13 protein-coding genes and 1 tRNA gene are annotated in these 14784 nt (G+C 72.0%); 10 read left to right on the plus strand and 4 right to left on the minus strand.

The annotated features are described in order from the left end of the window. Window positions 1-104 precede the first annotated feature (104 nt). The 7 genes from ACPA54_RS08665 (at window position 105) to ACPA54_RS08695 (ending at window position 7137) form a co-directional block, all read left to right on the plus strand. The gene (locus ACPA54_RS08665; RefSeq protein WP_423528089.1) at window positions 105-713 is read left to right on the plus strand and encodes an FtsB family cell division protein; all 609 of its coding nucleotides are present in this window, start codon (window positions 105-107) and stop codon (window positions 711-713) included. A 55-nt stretch (window positions 714-768) separates the two neighbouring features. Next, window positions 769-1305: a DUF501 domain-containing protein gene (locus ACPA54_RS08670; protein WP_423528090.1), complete on the plus strand. Its 537-nt coding sequence runs from the start codon at window positions 769-771 to the stop codon at window positions 1303-1305. After that, complete coding sequence (locus ACPA54_RS08675; protein ID WP_423528091.1) at window positions 1302-2237, plus strand: Ppx/GppA phosphatase family protein; 936 nt, start codon at window positions 1302-1304, stop codon at window positions 2235-2237. The genes ACPA54_RS08670 and ACPA54_RS08675 overlap by 4 nt, the downstream gene beginning before the upstream one ends. 440 nt (window positions 2238-2677) lie before the next feature. Then, a complete protein-coding gene (locus ACPA54_RS08680) occupies window positions 2678-4030 on the plus strand; it encodes an NAD(P)/FAD-dependent oxidoreductase (RefSeq protein ID WP_423528092.1) in 1353 nt (450 codons plus the stop codon). Window positions 4031-4261: 231 nt separating this feature from the next. Next, complete coding sequence (locus ACPA54_RS08685) at window positions 4262-5578, plus strand: class I SAM-dependent methyltransferase (RefSeq protein WP_423528093.1); 1317 nt, start codon at window positions 4262-4264, stop codon at window positions 5576-5578. A gap of 128 nt (window positions 5579-5706) precedes the next feature. Further along, window positions 5707-5788 (plus strand) — tRNA-Leu (locus ACPA54_RS08690). A gap of 482 nt (window positions 5789-6270) precedes the next feature. Further along, a complete protein-coding gene (locus tag ACPA54_RS08695; protein WP_423528094.1) occupies window positions 6271-7137 on the plus strand; it encodes a Bax inhibitor-1/YccA family protein in 867 nt (288 codons plus the stop codon). 139 nt (window positions 7138-7276) lie between these two features. On the opposite strand, the gene ACPA54_RS08700 is transcribed toward ACPA54_RS08695, so the two are convergent. Further along, window positions 7277-7507 (minus strand): DUF4287 domain-containing protein, encoded by a 231-nt coding sequence (locus tag ACPA54_RS08700; protein WP_345675833.1) that lies wholly within the window; start codon window positions 7505-7507, stop codon window positions 7277-7279. Between the two features lie 109 nt (window positions 7508-7616). Here ACPA54_RS08700 and ACPA54_RS08705 point away from each other — a divergent pair, with 109 nt between their 5' ends. Beyond that, complete coding sequence (locus ACPA54_RS08705; RefSeq protein WP_423528095.1) at window positions 7617-8042, plus strand: hypothetical protein; 426 nt, start codon at window positions 7617-7619, stop codon at window positions 8040-8042. Between the two features lie 626 nt (window positions 8043-8668). On the opposite strand, the gene ACPA54_RS08710 is transcribed toward ACPA54_RS08705, so the two are convergent. The 3 genes from ACPA54_RS08710 to ACPA54_RS08720 all read right to left on the minus strand — a co-directional run bounded on the left by ACPA54_RS08710 (window position 8669) and on the right by ACPA54_RS08720 (window position 12031). Next, window positions 8669-9280 carry a hypothetical protein gene (locus tag ACPA54_RS08710; protein WP_423528096.1) on the minus strand — a complete coding sequence of 204 codons (612 nt, stop codon included), beginning with the start codon at window positions 9278-9280 and terminating at the stop codon, window positions 8669-8671. 327 nt (window positions 9281-9607) lie between these two features. Beyond that, entirely contained in the window at window positions 9608-10828 is a 1221-nt protein-coding gene (locus ACPA54_RS08715; protein WP_423528097.1) for an acetyl-CoA C-acetyltransferase, read from the minus strand. 141 nt (window positions 10829-10969) lie between these two features. Further along, entirely contained in the window at window positions 10970-12031 is a 1062-nt protein-coding gene (locus ACPA54_RS08720) for an SGNH/GDSL hydrolase family protein (RefSeq protein WP_345675837.1), read from the minus strand. Between the two features lie 200 nt (window positions 12032-12231). Here ACPA54_RS08720 and ACPA54_RS08725 point away from each other — a divergent pair, with 200 nt between their 5' ends. Together ACPA54_RS08725 and ACPA54_RS08730 are read left to right on the plus strand one after the other, a co-directional pair. Beyond that, on the plus strand, window positions 12232-13611 hold the full coding sequence (locus ACPA54_RS08725; RefSeq protein WP_423528098.1) for a cystathionine beta-synthase: 1380 nt from the start codon (window positions 12232-12234) through the stop codon (window positions 13609-13611). Between the two features lie 78 nt (window positions 13612-13689). Continuing rightward, window positions 13690-14748 (plus strand): GNAT family N-acetyltransferase, encoded by a 1059-nt coding sequence (locus ACPA54_RS08730; protein WP_423528099.1) that lies wholly within the window; start codon window positions 13690-13692, stop codon window positions 14746-14748. Window positions 14749-14784 lie beyond the last annotated feature (36 nt).

Below are 14784 nucleotides of genomic sequence, written 5' to 3' on the forward strand. Positions count from 1 at the left end.
TTTTTATAACCACCCCCGGTCTTATCCCCCCCCCCCCGCCCGGGGGGGGGGGGGCCGGGGCGGGGGGTGCCCCGCGCGCCCGGCCCGAAGGCAGGGAGGACACGGTGTCCGAGCCGGGCGGCGGACGGACGGGCAAAGGGACCGGCGGCAGCGTCCGCACGGCCCCCCGGACGGGACGGCCGGCGGGGGCCAGACCTGCGGGCACCGGCGCGCCGGACGCGAAGAAGCCGCGCCGCCGCCTCGTCGTCACTTGGGGCGGCGCCAAGGGCCGCCCGAACCGGCTGACCGGCCGCGCGGGCATCCTCGCGCTGGTGCTGTGCACCCTGGCGATCGCCCTCGTGGTCCCGGTGAAGCAGTACCTCAACCAGCGCCAGGAACGCATCGACCTGCGCGAGCAGACCAAGAAGCACGAGCAGGAAGTCGCCCGCCTGCAAGCGGAGATCGAACGCTGGAAGGACCCGGCGTACGTCCGCCAGCAGGCCCGCAAGGACCTGCATTACGTGAACCCGGGGGACACCCAGTACTCGGTGGTCCCGCCGCCGAGCGCCACGCCGAGTCCGGGCGCGAGCGGGGGACCGAAGGGGAGCATGCCGAGCCAGTTGTGGGATTCGGTGAAGAGCGCCGACGCGACGCCGCCGGCCGAGACCACCCCGACGGGACCGCCGCCGGCCCCCGCCGAGAGCATCGGCGACTCCCGCAGTCCCCGGAGATAGCCCACCCGCCGCGAGCCCCCATCCCTCGCCTCGAAAATCGGAAATACTGCACAGCATGGATCAGCAGGACGTCGCCGCCGTCACCGCTCAGCTCGGACGTACTCCCCGCGGCCTCCGCGGGGTTGCCCACCGCTGCCCGTGCGGCCTGCCGGACGTGGTCGAGACCGCGCCCCGCCTCGAAGACGGCAGCCCCTTCCCGACGATGTACTACCTGACGTGCCCGCGCGCCGCGTCCGCGATCGGCACGTTGGAGTCCGACGGGATGATGCGCGAGATGAACGAACGGCTCGCCGCCGACGCCGACCTGGCCGCCCGCTACCGGGCCGCGCACGAGGACTACCTCAAGCGCCGCGACGCGATCGACGTCCTGGAGGGCTTCCCGTCCGCGGGCGGCATGCCCGACCGGGTCAAGTGCCTGCACGTGCTCGTCGCGCACTCGCTGGCCGCCGGGCCGGGCGTCAACCCGCTCGGCGACGAGGCGATCGCCGCGCTGCCCGAGTGGTGGATGAAGGGCCCGTGCGTCCGCGCCGAACCTGCCGAACCGACCGAACCTGCCGAACCGACCGAGACCACCGACGGGGGCACGGCATGACGACCGAACGCGTCGCCGCGATCGACTGCGGCACCAACTCCATCCGTCTCCTGGTCGCCGACCTCGACCCGGAGACCGGCACGCTCACCGACCTCGACCGCCGCATGGAGATCGTCCGGCTCGGCCAAGGCGTCGACAAGGCCGGCCGCCTGGCCCCCGAGGCGCTCCAGCGCACGTTCGCCGCGTGCCGCTCCTACCGCGAGGCGATCCGCGCCCTCGGCGCCGACCGGCTGCGCTTCGTGGCCACCAGCGCGAGCCGCGACGCGGAGAACCGCGACGAGTTCCGCGCGGGCGTGCGCGAACTCCTCGGTGTCGAACCCGAGGTCATCACCGGCGACGAGGAAGCCAACCTCTCCTTCACCGGCGCGACCCGCGAGCTGACCGGCACCGCCGGGTTGGACACCCCTTACCTGGTCGTGGACATCGGCGGCGGCTCGACCGAGTTCGTGCTCGGCGCGGACCGCGTGGAAGCGGCGCGCTCCGTGGACATCGGCTGCGTCCGCATGACAGAGCGCCACTTCACCGCGGACCCGCCCACCGCCGACCAGATCGCCGCCGCGAAGGCGGACATCGACGCCGCGATCGACCTGGCCGCCAAGAGCGTCCCGCTGGACCGCGCGGAGACCCTGGTCGGCCTCGCCGGCTCGGTCACCACCGTCGCGGGCATCGCGCTGGCGCTGCCGGAGTACGACTCCACCCGCATCCACCACGCCCGGCTGACCGCCGAGCAGGTCGCCGAGGTCACCGCCCGGCTGCTCGCGACGAGCCACGAGGAGCGCGCCGCGATCCCGGTTCTGCACCCGGGCCGCGTCGACGTCATCGCGGCCGGCTCGCTGGTGCTGCAGACGATCATGGAGCGCGTCGGTGCGCGCGAAGTCGTGGTCTCCGAACACGACATCCTCGACGGGATTGCCTGGAGCGTCCTCGGCTGAGCCCCGCGGTCCCCTGCGGGGGACCGCCGAACACCCGTCCGGAAGGCCCGGAATCCCACCTCGTGGGACTCCGCCCGGAATTGTTTGTGAAACTCTTCACATGGCACCCGGGCAAACTTTTCGTCACTTTGCCACTAAGTGACTTTGTGAAAGCTTTCTCGATCACCCCGGCGGGTCGGTTGACTGCGTCACGTATCCCGCCCGCGCGGGCATGGCGCGGATCACGTAACCGCCGGGAGCGCCCCGCGCGTGTGGATCGTTGCAGGTCATAACCCTCGTCGAGGGTCGGGTTGCGATCACAAGGCGCAGCCGCCCTCCCGCCCGGACAACCGCAGGCGCGCCCCGCCGAAAACAAAAACGCGCAGGGTATCACAGGCGTGCCCGAGGGCTGCCAGCGGGCTCCCGGCAGGGCGTCGCGGTGCTCCGGGATACTTCCCTACATGAGCAGCTCCACGGATCAGCCTCGCATCCTCGTCGTCGGTGGCGGGTACGTCGGCCTGTACGCCGCGCAGCGCATCCTCAAGAAGATGCGCTACAACGAGGCGACCGTGACGGTCGTTGACCCGCGGTCGTACATGACGTACCAGCCCTTCCTCCCCGAGGCCGCGGCGGGAAGTCTGTCGCCGCGCCACGTCGTCGTCCCGCTGCGCCGCGCCCTGCCCAAGGCCGATGTCGTGACCGGGCGGGTCACCACCATCGACCAGGACACCAAGGTCGCCCGCATCGAGCCGCTCGTGGGCGAGGCGTACGACCTGAAGTTCGACTTCCTGGTCGTCGCCCTCGGCTCGATATCCCGCACGTTCCCGATCCCCGGCCTTGCCGAGAACGGCATCGGCTTCAAGACGATCGAAGAAGCCATCGCGCTGCGGAACCACGTCCTGGGGCAGCTCGACGTCGCCGACTCCACGACCGACCCGGAGATCCGCCGCAAGGCGCTCACCTTCGCGTTCGTCGGCGGCGGCTTCGCCGGCATCGAAGCGCTCGCCGAGATCGAGGACATGGCGCGCGATGCGGTGAAGTACTACAAGAACATCAGCCGCGACGACATGCGCTTCATCATGGTCGAGGCGATGCACCGCATCCTCCCCGAGGTCGGCGACGAACTCGGCAAGTGGACGCTCAAGAAGCTCAAGGAACGCGGCATCGAGTTCTACCTCGAGACCTCGCTCCAGTCCTGCGTCGACAAGCACTGCGTGCTGTCCGACGGCACCGAGTTCGACGCGAGCACCATCGTGTGGACCGCGGGTGTCAAGCCCAACCCGGCGCTCGCCGAGTTCGGCCTGCCGCTCGGCCCGCGCGGCCACGTCGACACCCGCCCGACCCTGCAGGTCACCGGCATGGACCACGTGTTCGCGGCCGGCGACAACGCGCAGGTCCCGGACCTCGCCGCGGGCGAGGGCGCGTGGTGCCCGCCGAACGCGCAGCACGCGGTGCGCCAGGCGAAGCAGCTCGGCGACAACGTGATGAGCGTGATGCGCGGGTTCCCGCCGAAGGAGTACCGCCACAAGAACCTCGGCGCGGTCGCGGGCCTCGGCCTGCACAAGGGCGTCGCGATCATGATGGGCAAGTTCAAGCTCAAGGGCCTGCCCGCGTGGCTGTTCCACCGCACGTACCACATGTACGCGATGCCGACGTTCAACCGGAAGACGCGCATCGTCGCGGACTGGACGCTCGCGATGTTCTTCCGCCGCGAGATCGTCTCGCTCGGCTCCATGGAGCACCCGCGCGACGAGTTCGCCGAGGCCGCGCTGCCGCCGGCGCCGAAGAAGGAAGAAGCCGGCAAGACGATCTGATCATCGTCTCGTCAGCCGACCGCGCGTTTCGCTGACCCGCCGTCAGGGCCCGTACCCCGGAAGGGGTACGGGCCCTTTCGCGTTTCCCGGGTAGGCCCGGTGTGACCGGGCAAACGACTGAATCGAGCGTCATTTGCGGTGATCAGGGGCAAAGTACCCACGGATGGCCTCCCGGCCGTCCGGGTCCGTCCCCGTCCCCGCGGCGCGCAGCGGGAGTGAGGCGAGAACGCAGTGAGCACGACGAGCACCGGTCCGAAGCACACCGACGAGACGCGCCACGGCGACCCGGCGGGGAAATCCCCGGCGCCCCAGGAGCGTTCCGCATCACCGGCGCGGCCGGCGGCGGACCGCTGGCCCGGCTTGGCGGAGGTTCCCGACGTACCCGCCCGCGCCCGGGTGGCGCGGCGGATCTTCCGGCACGCGGTGCGCAAGCTCCGAGTCCGGGTCCATCTCCCCGGCGGGAAGATCGTGGGCGCCGGCGGGTTCGGCGATCCGGTCATGCGCATCGCCCGCCCCGACGAGTTCTACGCCCGGATCGGCGCCGACGGCCTGATCGGCTTCGGCGAAGCGTGGATGACCGGCGCGTGGGACGCCGACGACCCGGCGGGCGTCCTCACCGTCTTCGCGCGCAAGCTGCCCGAGCTGGTCCCCGCACCACTGCAGAAGCTGCGCCGCTGGGCCCTCGCGGTGCGTCCCGCGGACGAGGAGAACACCCCGTCCGGCGCGCGCGGCAACATCAGCCGGCACTACGACCTGTCGAACGACCTGTTCGCGCTGTTCCTCGACCCGTCCATGACCTACTCCTCGGCGCTGTTCGCGCCGGGCGACGACCTGCCCGCCGCGCAGCACCGCAAGATCGACGCGGTGCTGGACGCGGCCGCCGTCGGCGAGGGCACCCGGGTCCTGGAGATCGGCACGGGCTGGGGCGAACTCGCGCTGCGGGCCGCGGCGCGCGGCGCCGAGGTCGCCACGATCACGTTGTCCGAGGAACAGCGCACGCTCGCGCGCCGCCGTTTCGAGGAGGCCGGGTACGCGGACCGCATCGAGGTCCGGCTGTGCGACTACCGCGAAGTGACCGGCACCTACGACGCGGTGGTCAGCGTCGAGATGATCGAAGCGGTGGGGGAGCGCTACTGGCCCGCGTACTTCGCCGCGATCGACCGGGCACTCGCACCGGGCGGCCGCGCGTGCGTGCAGTCGATCACCATGTCCGACGAGCGCATGCGCGCGGCGCGCGACACGTGGACGTGGATGCACAAGTACATCTTCCCGGGCGGCCTCATCCCCTCGCCCGAGGCGATCGACGGCGCGTTGGAGAAGCACACGCGGCTGCGCGTCGTGCAGCGCCGCGATTTCGGGCCGCATTATGCGGAGACGCTGCGCGTGTGGCGGGAGCGATTCCTGGCCGAAGGCGCCGCGGTCGAGGCGCTCGGGTTCGACGCGACGTTCCGGCGGATGTGGGAGTTCTACCTCGCGTACTGCGAGGCCGGGTTCCGGTCCGGCTATCTCGGCGTCGCGCAGTTCACGCTGGCCCGCGGCGTGCGCTGACCGGCGATCCGGTGACCGGGTACGGCGGCACCGCGCAAGGGTGCCGCCGTACCTCGGCGGCCGGTATTCGTCCAGGTCACGAACTTGTGGTCAACAGGGTGCTGTCTTGCCGCTACGCTCGGCATCGCGCCCGGATGGTGGAACGCAGACACGGCGAGCTTAAACCTCGCTGGCCGCACGGCCGTGCCGGTTCGAGTCCGGCTCCGGGCACCGGATGAAAGAGGCCCTGACCTGGGGAAACGCTGCCGACGCCGCCACGTCGGACCAGCTTCCCGGCAGTGCCCCGAGGCGCCCCAAGGCAGCCCGTCCGGCCCTCTTCCCGTGCCCGCGTCCGGCCTTCCGGCGGCGCGCCGGCCCCCTCCCGGCATCCCCGACCCGCCCGGCGCCCCCGATCTTCCATAGAAGACCTGATGCCGGTGCCTCGCCGCACCGATGACTGGTGCGTCGAAGGTCCGCTCAAGGTCCGCTCAAGGTCCGCCAGGGCCCGTTCCGGGGCCCGCCTCCGCGGCACAAACGGGACTTGCCGTACGTTGTCTGTTCCGGGTCCGTTCGGGTTCCGACTTGCGGGTCCGCTTCGAGTACTTCTCGAGGATGGGGCAAGGATCCTGCTTGGGGATCCCCCAAACGGCTTTACTAACCGATTACTCTTGACCCACGACCCCACACATACGCAGGGGCATGGAGGAGTTGACATGAGGAGCAGCAACCCGGTCCTCTCGCGGCGGGGGGCATTCGGGGCGCCGCAGGCCGGGCAGCAGGCGCCGCAGTACGGCGCGCCCTATGCGCAGCCGTCCGGCACCGGCAACCCGTTCGGCGGCAACGGCGCGCAGCACGCGCAGCCCGCGTCGGCCGACCAGCTGAACCAGATGTACCACCAGCAGTCCGCGGGCCCGCTGCAGACGGGCCGCATGACGATGGACGACGTGGTCGCCAAGACCACGATCTCCCTGCTGGTGCTTCTGGTGGGCGCGGCCCTCGGCTGGGCGTTCATCCCGTTCGAGAACTTCGCATGGGCCGGTGCCGCCGCGCTCCTGGCGTTCGGCGTGTACCTCGTGCTGATCTTCAAGCGCGCGGTCTCCCCGGCTCTGGTACTCGCCTACGCGGCACTCGAGGGTGTGTTCATCGGTGCGGTGAGCCATGCCTTCGAGTCCATGTACAGCGGCATCGTGGTCCAGGCCGTGCTCGGCACCGGCGGTGTCTTCCTGGGCATGCTGTGGGCCTACAAGTCGGGCCGTGTGCGGGTGACCGCCCGTGCCACCCGGATCTGGTTCGCGATCGCCATCGGCTTCCTGACCGTGGCGCTGGTCGACGCGATCGTCGTTTTGGCCGGCGGCGGCCACGGCATCGGCATCGACCAGGGCCCGATCGGCATCGTGTTCGCGCTCGTCGGCCTCGGCCTCGGCGCGTTCTTCCTGGCGCTGGACTTCCACGAAGCGGAGCAGCTCGTGGCGGCCGGCGTCCCGGAGCGCGAGTCGTGGCGCTGCGCGTTCGGCCTGGTCCTGGCGCTGGTGTGGATCTACACCTACCTGCTGCGCCTGCTGGCCATCCTGCGCGACTAACGTGCGGCCCGGAGTTCCTTCCGGATGTGACTCCGGACGTGACGGAGGCGGCGGTCCCTGCGGGGACCGCCGCCTCCGGCGTTTCCGAGCACTTCTCGTGGACTCGTGGAAGGGGCGGGACGGGACGGCCGTCTCCGACTCAGCGTTGGCCTCGCGACCAGCGGCGCCGGTCGTGCTCGCGCATGATGGCGAGGGCGTGGCCGTGCGCGACGCCGTGTTCGTCCTGAAGCCAGTGAACCCTGTCCTCGAAGCGCGAGAAACAGGGTCCGTCGTCGATTTCCTTGAACCACTGCGGGAGTTCGCGGCCGGTGACGGCCGGGACCCGCGCGAGGAGGTTCTGGTGCGTCTCTTCGGAGAAGTGCAAGGACATAAGCGCCTCCGGTGAGCGTTCCGTGTCCCGAGCGTGCATGACGGGGGAACGGTTGGCAACTGCTCGGAGCGCATCCGCCCGAGGAATCCCCGAACGGTACGCTCCGGATATGTCCTCCCTCCCCGATCGACAGCCAGGGAAACCGACCCCGGCGGCTCCGAATTCGGCGTCGGGCCCGGCCGCGGCGGACGGCACCCCGGACCCGGCCGAGCTGGCCCGCGCGGTGCGGCGGCTGGCCGACCGGTACCGGCACTTGTCGGAGTCGCGGCTGCGGGCACGGATCGACCCGGACGGGCATTCCGACGACACCCGCGCGACGCTCGGCCTCGCGTTGGCACGTCGGCTGGCCGCGCTCGGCGACGCGCCGGGCGGGGCAGAGGTCCCGGATCTGGGGGTGTTCGCGGTCGGGGACCAGATCGCGGTGACGGGGCTCGACTTGGTGCGGGAGTTGGAGGGGGCTTGGGGGGAGCCTGGCGCCGGGGGTGCGTTGGCGGAGGCTTTGGCTGCGGTGCGCGAGGTCGCCGCGCTGGTGTGAGCCAAGGGCGGCGCCTTGAAGGGCCTTCCCTCCTCATGGGGTTCATCGGGTCGTAGTCGGAAACTCGATGAGTGGCCACCGGCAGGTGAGCACTGCACTCCTGAGCCGTTTGAGTTCTGGTGGGAGACTGTGCCTCTTGCCGGGTGCGGCCGGGAGGCCGGACGGCTGATGGGATGGCGCGCCCGCCGGGGTTGTGCCGGTGTGAGCACTGGTCCCGCGCGACAGGGGCGACGCCCACGCGACGCCGGCCGACATGGTCAGCATCGACCGGGACCGGTTGCGGCCGGTCGCCGGGGACAGCGACCCAGGCCCAGGCCGTTAGGGTCGTCGCCCGCGCCAAACACCAGACGCTCGTCTGGGAACGCACCCGCGCCTTCCAACAGCTGCGGGCCGCGCTGCGCGAGTACTTCCCGGGCTCGCCGGCCGCCTATGCCGACCTGGAGCTGACCCCCGATCGCCGCAGCTTGACAGCCCAACGCCATGGGATGTCTCCCACCTTCTCCGGGATTCGGTCTCGCGTAGAAGGCCCCTCCCCCGCCCCCTCCGCCATCGGACCCTGGAAGCCCGACGCCCCCACCCTGCCCTGGCGACGCCACCCACCGCACCCCAGCCTGTGGACAATCGGCTCAGCTTCCCGGCCTCGCATAAACCCGGTCGGCCAAGCAGTAAGCCGTGCTGCCCCCCACCAGGAACGTCAGCGACCGTCCGCTGCCGACCTCGGAGGTACCGAGCAGGTGGACTTCCCGCCCGGCCTTCAGCGCGCCCGCGATCTGCGCGGCGATCTCCGGGTCGGCCGGCATGACCACGAGCGATCCGCCGTCCGCGAAGTCGAACACGTCGAGCCCGCCCGCGGTGCCCGAGCGCAGTCCGGTGACCGCCGTGCGGCGCGCGGCCAGGCTCTGCAGGTGGGCGCCGGTGAGCTGGGGCGGCAGCATCGGCGCGAGGCCCTGCGAGGGGTGCGGGGTGGTGGAGCGCAGCGGCGGAAAGGCGTCGGCCGGCACGGGCTCGGGGGCGGCCTCCGCCTCGGTGAGCACGCTCTCGGCGTCCTCCGCGGCGCCGGCGCCGGGTTCGGGCCCGCGGGAGTCCCGCGCCTCGGGCACGAACACCGGCCCGAACTCCTCGTTCCGGGCCTCCGCCGCACGGCGTGCGTCCCGCACGCGTCGGACGCGCCGCACGGCGGCGGTGAGCCCGGCGGCGCAGGCGGTGGCGATCACGGCGGGGACGACGTACGGAGACATGCGGGAACCCGGACCCTTCGCAGGCGTGGCGGTCGGCGCTCCGCCGGAGGTGGTGCAGGTGTCCGGGGGAGTGGTTCCAGGTTCGCCCGCCGGAGCGGGTCGCTTGCAGGGTGCGACGGCCCGACCTCGCCGGGACTTTCGGCGGCGGGTGGGTGTCCCGGCCGGGAATGCCCGCCGGACGCGGCGAAGCCCGTCCGAGAAACTGCTGCTCGGACGGGCTTCGCCGGTGGTGCGATGCGGTGCGGTGCCGCGGGACCTTCGGTCTGCCGAGGCCCGCGGGTCACGCGGGTCACGCGGGAAAAACAGGGGGAGCAGGGACCGCGGGGGTCAGCTCAGGCGCTCGAGCACCATCGCCATGCCCATGCCGCCGCCGACGCACATGGTCTCCAGGCCGAACTGCTTGTCGTGCCACTGCAGCGAGTTGATGAGCGTGCTGGTGATGCGCGCGCCGGTCATGCCGAACGGGTGGCCGATCGCGATGGCGCCGCCGTTGACGTTGACCTTGTCGAGTTCGAAGCCGAGGTCCCGGTAGGACGGGATGACCTGCGCGGCGAACGCCTCGTTGATCTCGACGAGGTCGATGTCGCTCGTGGTCAGGCCGGCGCGCTGCATCGCCAGGCGGGAGGCCTCGACCGGGCCGTAGCCCATGATCTCCGGCGAGAGGCCGGTCACCGCGGTGGACACCACGCGGGCGAGCGGCGTCAGGCCCAGCTCGCGGGCCTTGGTGTCGGACATGACGACCACGGCCGCGGCACCGTCGTTCAGCGGGCACGCGTTGCCCGCGGTGACCGTGCCGTCGGGGCGGAACACCGGCTTGAGCTGCGAGACGGCTTCCAGCGTGGTGCCCGGGCGCGGGCCGTCGTCGGCGCTGACGACCGTGCCGTCGGGCAGCGTGACCGGGGTGATGTCCTTGGCCCAGAAGCCGTTGGCGATCGCCTTCTCGGTGAGGTTCTGCGAGCGGACCGCGAACTCGTCCTGCTCGGCGCGCGTGATGCCCTTGAGCTGGGCCAGGTTCTCCGCGGTGAAGCCCATGCCCATGTAGACGTCGGGCAGCAGGCCCGACTCGCGCGGGTCGGCCCAGGTGTCGCCGTTCTCGACCGAGGCGACGGTGCGCGCCATGGCGTCCGCGAACAGCGGGTTCTTGGTGTCCGGGATCGAGTCGCTGCTGCCCTTGCCGCGCGTGGAGGTGACGACCTCGACACCGGCCGAGATGAAGACGTCGCCCTCGCCCGCCTTGATGGCGTGCATGGCCATGCGGGTCGTCTGCAGCGACGACGAACAGTAGCGGGTGATCGTGGTGCCGGGCAGGTGGTCGAAGCCGAGCATGACGGCCAGGTTGCGGCCCATGTTGAAGCCCTGCTCGCCGCCGGGGAGGCCGCAGCCGAGCATCAGGTCGTCGATGTCGCGCGGGTCGAGCGAGGGCACCTTGTCGAGCGCGGCCTTGACCATGAGCGCGGCGAGGTCGTCGGGACGGGTGTCCTTGAACGAGCCCTTGAAGGCACGGCCGATCGGGGAGCGCGCGGTGGCGACGATGACTGCTTCGGGCATGGGAAACTCCTTGGCCGTCGGTACGAGGACGCAGGGGAGGTCTCTCGTCTGAGCTGAAGCTACTTCCTGGTAGTCGCGGTGGCGAGGGGCTCCCGGGATTCCCCGGGTGCGATCTGTCCCACGTCGCCTCCTGACGGTCAGTCAGATCAGGCTACTCGACGCGGGCTCGGCCACCTCGTCCGCCTCCGCCGGGGACGGCTCCGGCTCGGCGATCTGCTTCCGGCGGCGGTGCCGCAGCAGCGCCCAGCGCCCGCGCGGACCGCGCTCGGCGCCCGCGACCTGCGTGCCCGCGACCTCGGTGCCGCCTTCCTCGACGGCCTCGACAGCGGCCACCGCGATCGGCAGCACGCCTTCGCCGCGGAAACTGTCCGGGCGCTCCTCGTCGAGCGGCCACAGGTCGAGCGCCGCGCACACCGACGGCAGGATCGCCATCGCGGCGGTCGCGTAGCCCTTCTCGGACGGATGGAAGCGGTCCGGCCCGAACAGCTCGCCCGGCCGCGCGGCGAACTCCGGACCGAGCAGCGAGCCGATCGACACGGTGCGCCCGCCCGCCTCGACCACCGCGATGGTCTGCGCCGCGGCCAGGCTGCGGCTCCACTGCCGGGCGATGTAGCGCAGCGGCTGCGCGATGGGCTCGATCGTGCCCAGGTCCGGGCACGTCCCGACGACGACCTCGCAGCCGGAGGCGAGCAGCCGACGGGTGGCCTGCTCCAGCCGCCGCACCGAGTCGGCGGGGCGGACCTGGTGCGTCACGTCGTTCGCGCCGACCATGATGAGCGCGACCTCGGGCTCGGCGGCCAGCGCCAGCGTGGTCTGCCGCTCGAGATCCGCGGACTGCGCACCGGACTTGGCGACGTTGACGAGCTGCACCGGGCGTTCGGCGACCGCGGCCAGGCCGCCCGCGATCAGCGCGCCGGGCGTACGCAGCGGATCGGATACGCCCAGGCCGGCCGCGGACGAGTCGCCGATCACCGCGAAGCGGATGGGGCTGCCGGGGTTGTCCGGATCGGAAGGGGAGAGCGGCAGCGACCCGTAGACCCCGTCCGCGGTCGGCGGCTCGCCGACCGGTTCGCCGACCGTGCGCCGGGCGATCCGCGCCTCGGTATACAGCAGCGCCACCATCGCGCCGGTCAGCACGCCCACTCCGCCGCCGCCGAACGCCGCCGCAGCGGCGATCCGCCGCGCGGTCCTGGTGCGGATCATCTAACCCCCGCTTCGGTGGTGAGCTGCCGGTGAGCTGCCGTGCCCCGACCCTAACCGACGGTCACGACGGGGGATTCCCGCGAACGGCCGCGAAGCGCGCGTGGAGCTGCACCGCGGCGGATATTTCGCCCTAAGGTGTCCGTTGACCGGTGATCCCGGAAACCCCCTGCCGACCAGGCCCAAGGATGCGAAGGAGCCCTGTGCGCTACGTCGACTCGATGCTCGATCTGATCGGCGACACCCCGCTGGTCAAGCTCACCGGCGTCACCGAAGGCCTGCAGGCCACCGTGCTGGCCAAGGTGGAGTACTTCAACCCCGGCGGCTCGGTGAAGGACCGTATTGCGGTGCGCATGATCGACGCCGCGGAGGCGTCCGGGCAGCTCAAGCCGGGCGGCGTCATCGTCGAGCCGACCTCCGGCAACACCGGCGTGGGCCTGGCCATGGTCGCCCAGCAGCGCGGGTACCGCTGCATTTTCGTGTGCCCCGACAAGGTGAGCACCGACAAGATCAACGTGCTGCGCGCGTACGGCGCGGACGTGGTGGTGTGCCCCACCGCTGTCGACCCGGCGCACCCGGACTCCTACTACAACGTGTCCGACCGCCTGGTGCGTGAGACGCCCGGCGCGTGGAAGCCCGACCAGTACTCCAACCCGCACAACCCCGAGTCGCACTACGTGGCGACCGGCCCGGAGATCTGGGAGCAGACCGACGGCCGGATCACCGCGTTCGTCGCGGGCGTCGGTACCGGCGGCACGATCAGCGGCACCGGGCGCTTCCTCAAGGAGGTGTCCGACGGCAAGGTGAAGGTGATCGGCGCCGACCCGGAAGGCTCGGTGTACTCGGGCGGCAGCGGGCGCCCCTATCTGGTCGAGGGCGTCGGCGAGGACTTCTGGCCGACCGCCTACGACGCGGCGGTGCCCGACGAGATCATCGCCGTGTCCGACCGCGACTCGTTCCTCATGACCCGGCGCCTGGCGCGCGAGGAAGGCCTGCTGGTCGGCGGCTCGTGCGGCATGGCGGTCGTGGCGGCGCTGCGCGCGGCCGAGACCATGGGCCCGGACGACGTCGTCGTGGTGCTGCTGCCGGACTCCGGCCGCGGCTACCTCTCGAAGATCTTCAACGACGAGTGGATGGCCGACCACGGCTTTCTGGAGGCGGGGCCCGGCGAGGCCAAGGTCGCCGATGTGCTGTCCCGCAAGCAGGGCGACCTGCCCGCGCTGGTGCACGTCCACCCGGACGAGACGGTCGGCGAGGCGATCGGCATCCTGCGGGAGTTCGGGGTCAGCCAGATGCCGGTGGTGAAGCCCGGCGCGGGGCACCCCGATGTGATGGCCGCCGAGGTGGTCGGCAAGATCGCCGAACGCGACCTGCTGGACGCCCTGGTGGCCGGCCGCGCGGTGTCCGGCGACCCGCTGGAGAAGCACATGTCCGCACCGATGCCGGTGGTCGGCTCCGGCGAATCCGTGGCCCGGCTCGCCGCGGTGCTGGAGAGCGCGGACGCGGCGCTCGTCCTGGTGGACGGCAAACCGCAGGGCGTGGTCACCCGCCAGGACCTGTTGGGACACCTGGCGGGCAACTGACATGCCGGTGTAGCCCGCGCGTAATACGTGCGGGGCAAGGTTGATCACGTGCCCGAACCCGCACGGAGGTGATCAACCATGGCGCTGTGGCGTGTCCGCGCGCAGGTCGACGACGATCCCGGACGGCTGGCCCGACTCGCGTCGGTGCTGGCCGCCCGGGACGCGAACGTGCTGGGACTGAACGTCCAGGCCTGCGAACGCGGCCCGGTCGACGAGTTCTTCGTGCACGCTCCGGCGGGCGTCGCGGCCGCCGACCTGGAGGACGGCCTCACCGCGGCGGGCGGCCGGGGCGTCGTCGCGGTGCCTGCCGACGCGCACGAACTCGTCGACGGCCCCACCAAAGCCCTCGTGCTCGCCGCGCACTTGCTGGCCCACCCCGACGCCCTGCCGCAGGCCCTCGCCGAACTTCTCGGCGCGCACGAGGCCGGCTGGATCGGCGCCGAGACGTCCCTGACCGGCGTCTACACCGGTGACCCGGACGTGCTGTTCGTGCCGGTGCCGGACGGCCGCGCGGTGCGCGTGGCGCGGCCCGGCATGCCGTTCACCATGACCGAGGCGGCCCGCGCCGCGGCGCTGGCCCGGATCCCGTCCGAGGCCCCGCTGCCGCCGCCCGCGTCCACCGGCACGTGGCTGCTGCTCGCGGACGGCACCGAGGTGCTGGTGCGGCCGGGCCGCGCCGACGACGTCGAAGGCGTGCAGCGCATGCACGACCGCTGCTCGGCGGAAAGCCGCCGGCTGCGCTACTTCACCGCCATCCCGCGGCTGCCGCGCGCCGCCTTGGAACGACTGCTCGTGCCGCGGGCCGGCGTCACCCTGGTCGCGGTCCGCCCGGACGGCGGCATCGGCGCGGTCGGTTCGCTGCTGCACACCACGGAGCCGGGCAGCGGCGAACTCGCCCTTCTCGTCGAGGACGCGTGGCAGGGCCGCGGTGTCGGCACCGCGATGCTGCGCCGCCTCGGCTCGCTCGCGCAGGCCCGCGGCCTGGCCGAGCTGCGCGCCCATGTGCTGCCCGGGAACCGGCGGATGCTGGGCGTTTTCGACCGGGCGGGCCTCACCGGGCGCCGCACGTTCGAGGACGGCGTGGTCCGGGTCAGCGTTCCGGTCGTGCCGTCGGGCGCGCCGCGCCGGTGCGCGTGACGGCGCGTCACCCGGAAGGTCCCGTCCGTCGCGCCA

Source organism: Uniformispora flossi, from assembly GCF_049534875.1.
Lineage (GTDB): Bacteria > Actinomycetota > Actinomycetes > Streptomycetales > Streptomycetaceae > Yinghuangia > Yinghuangia aomiensis.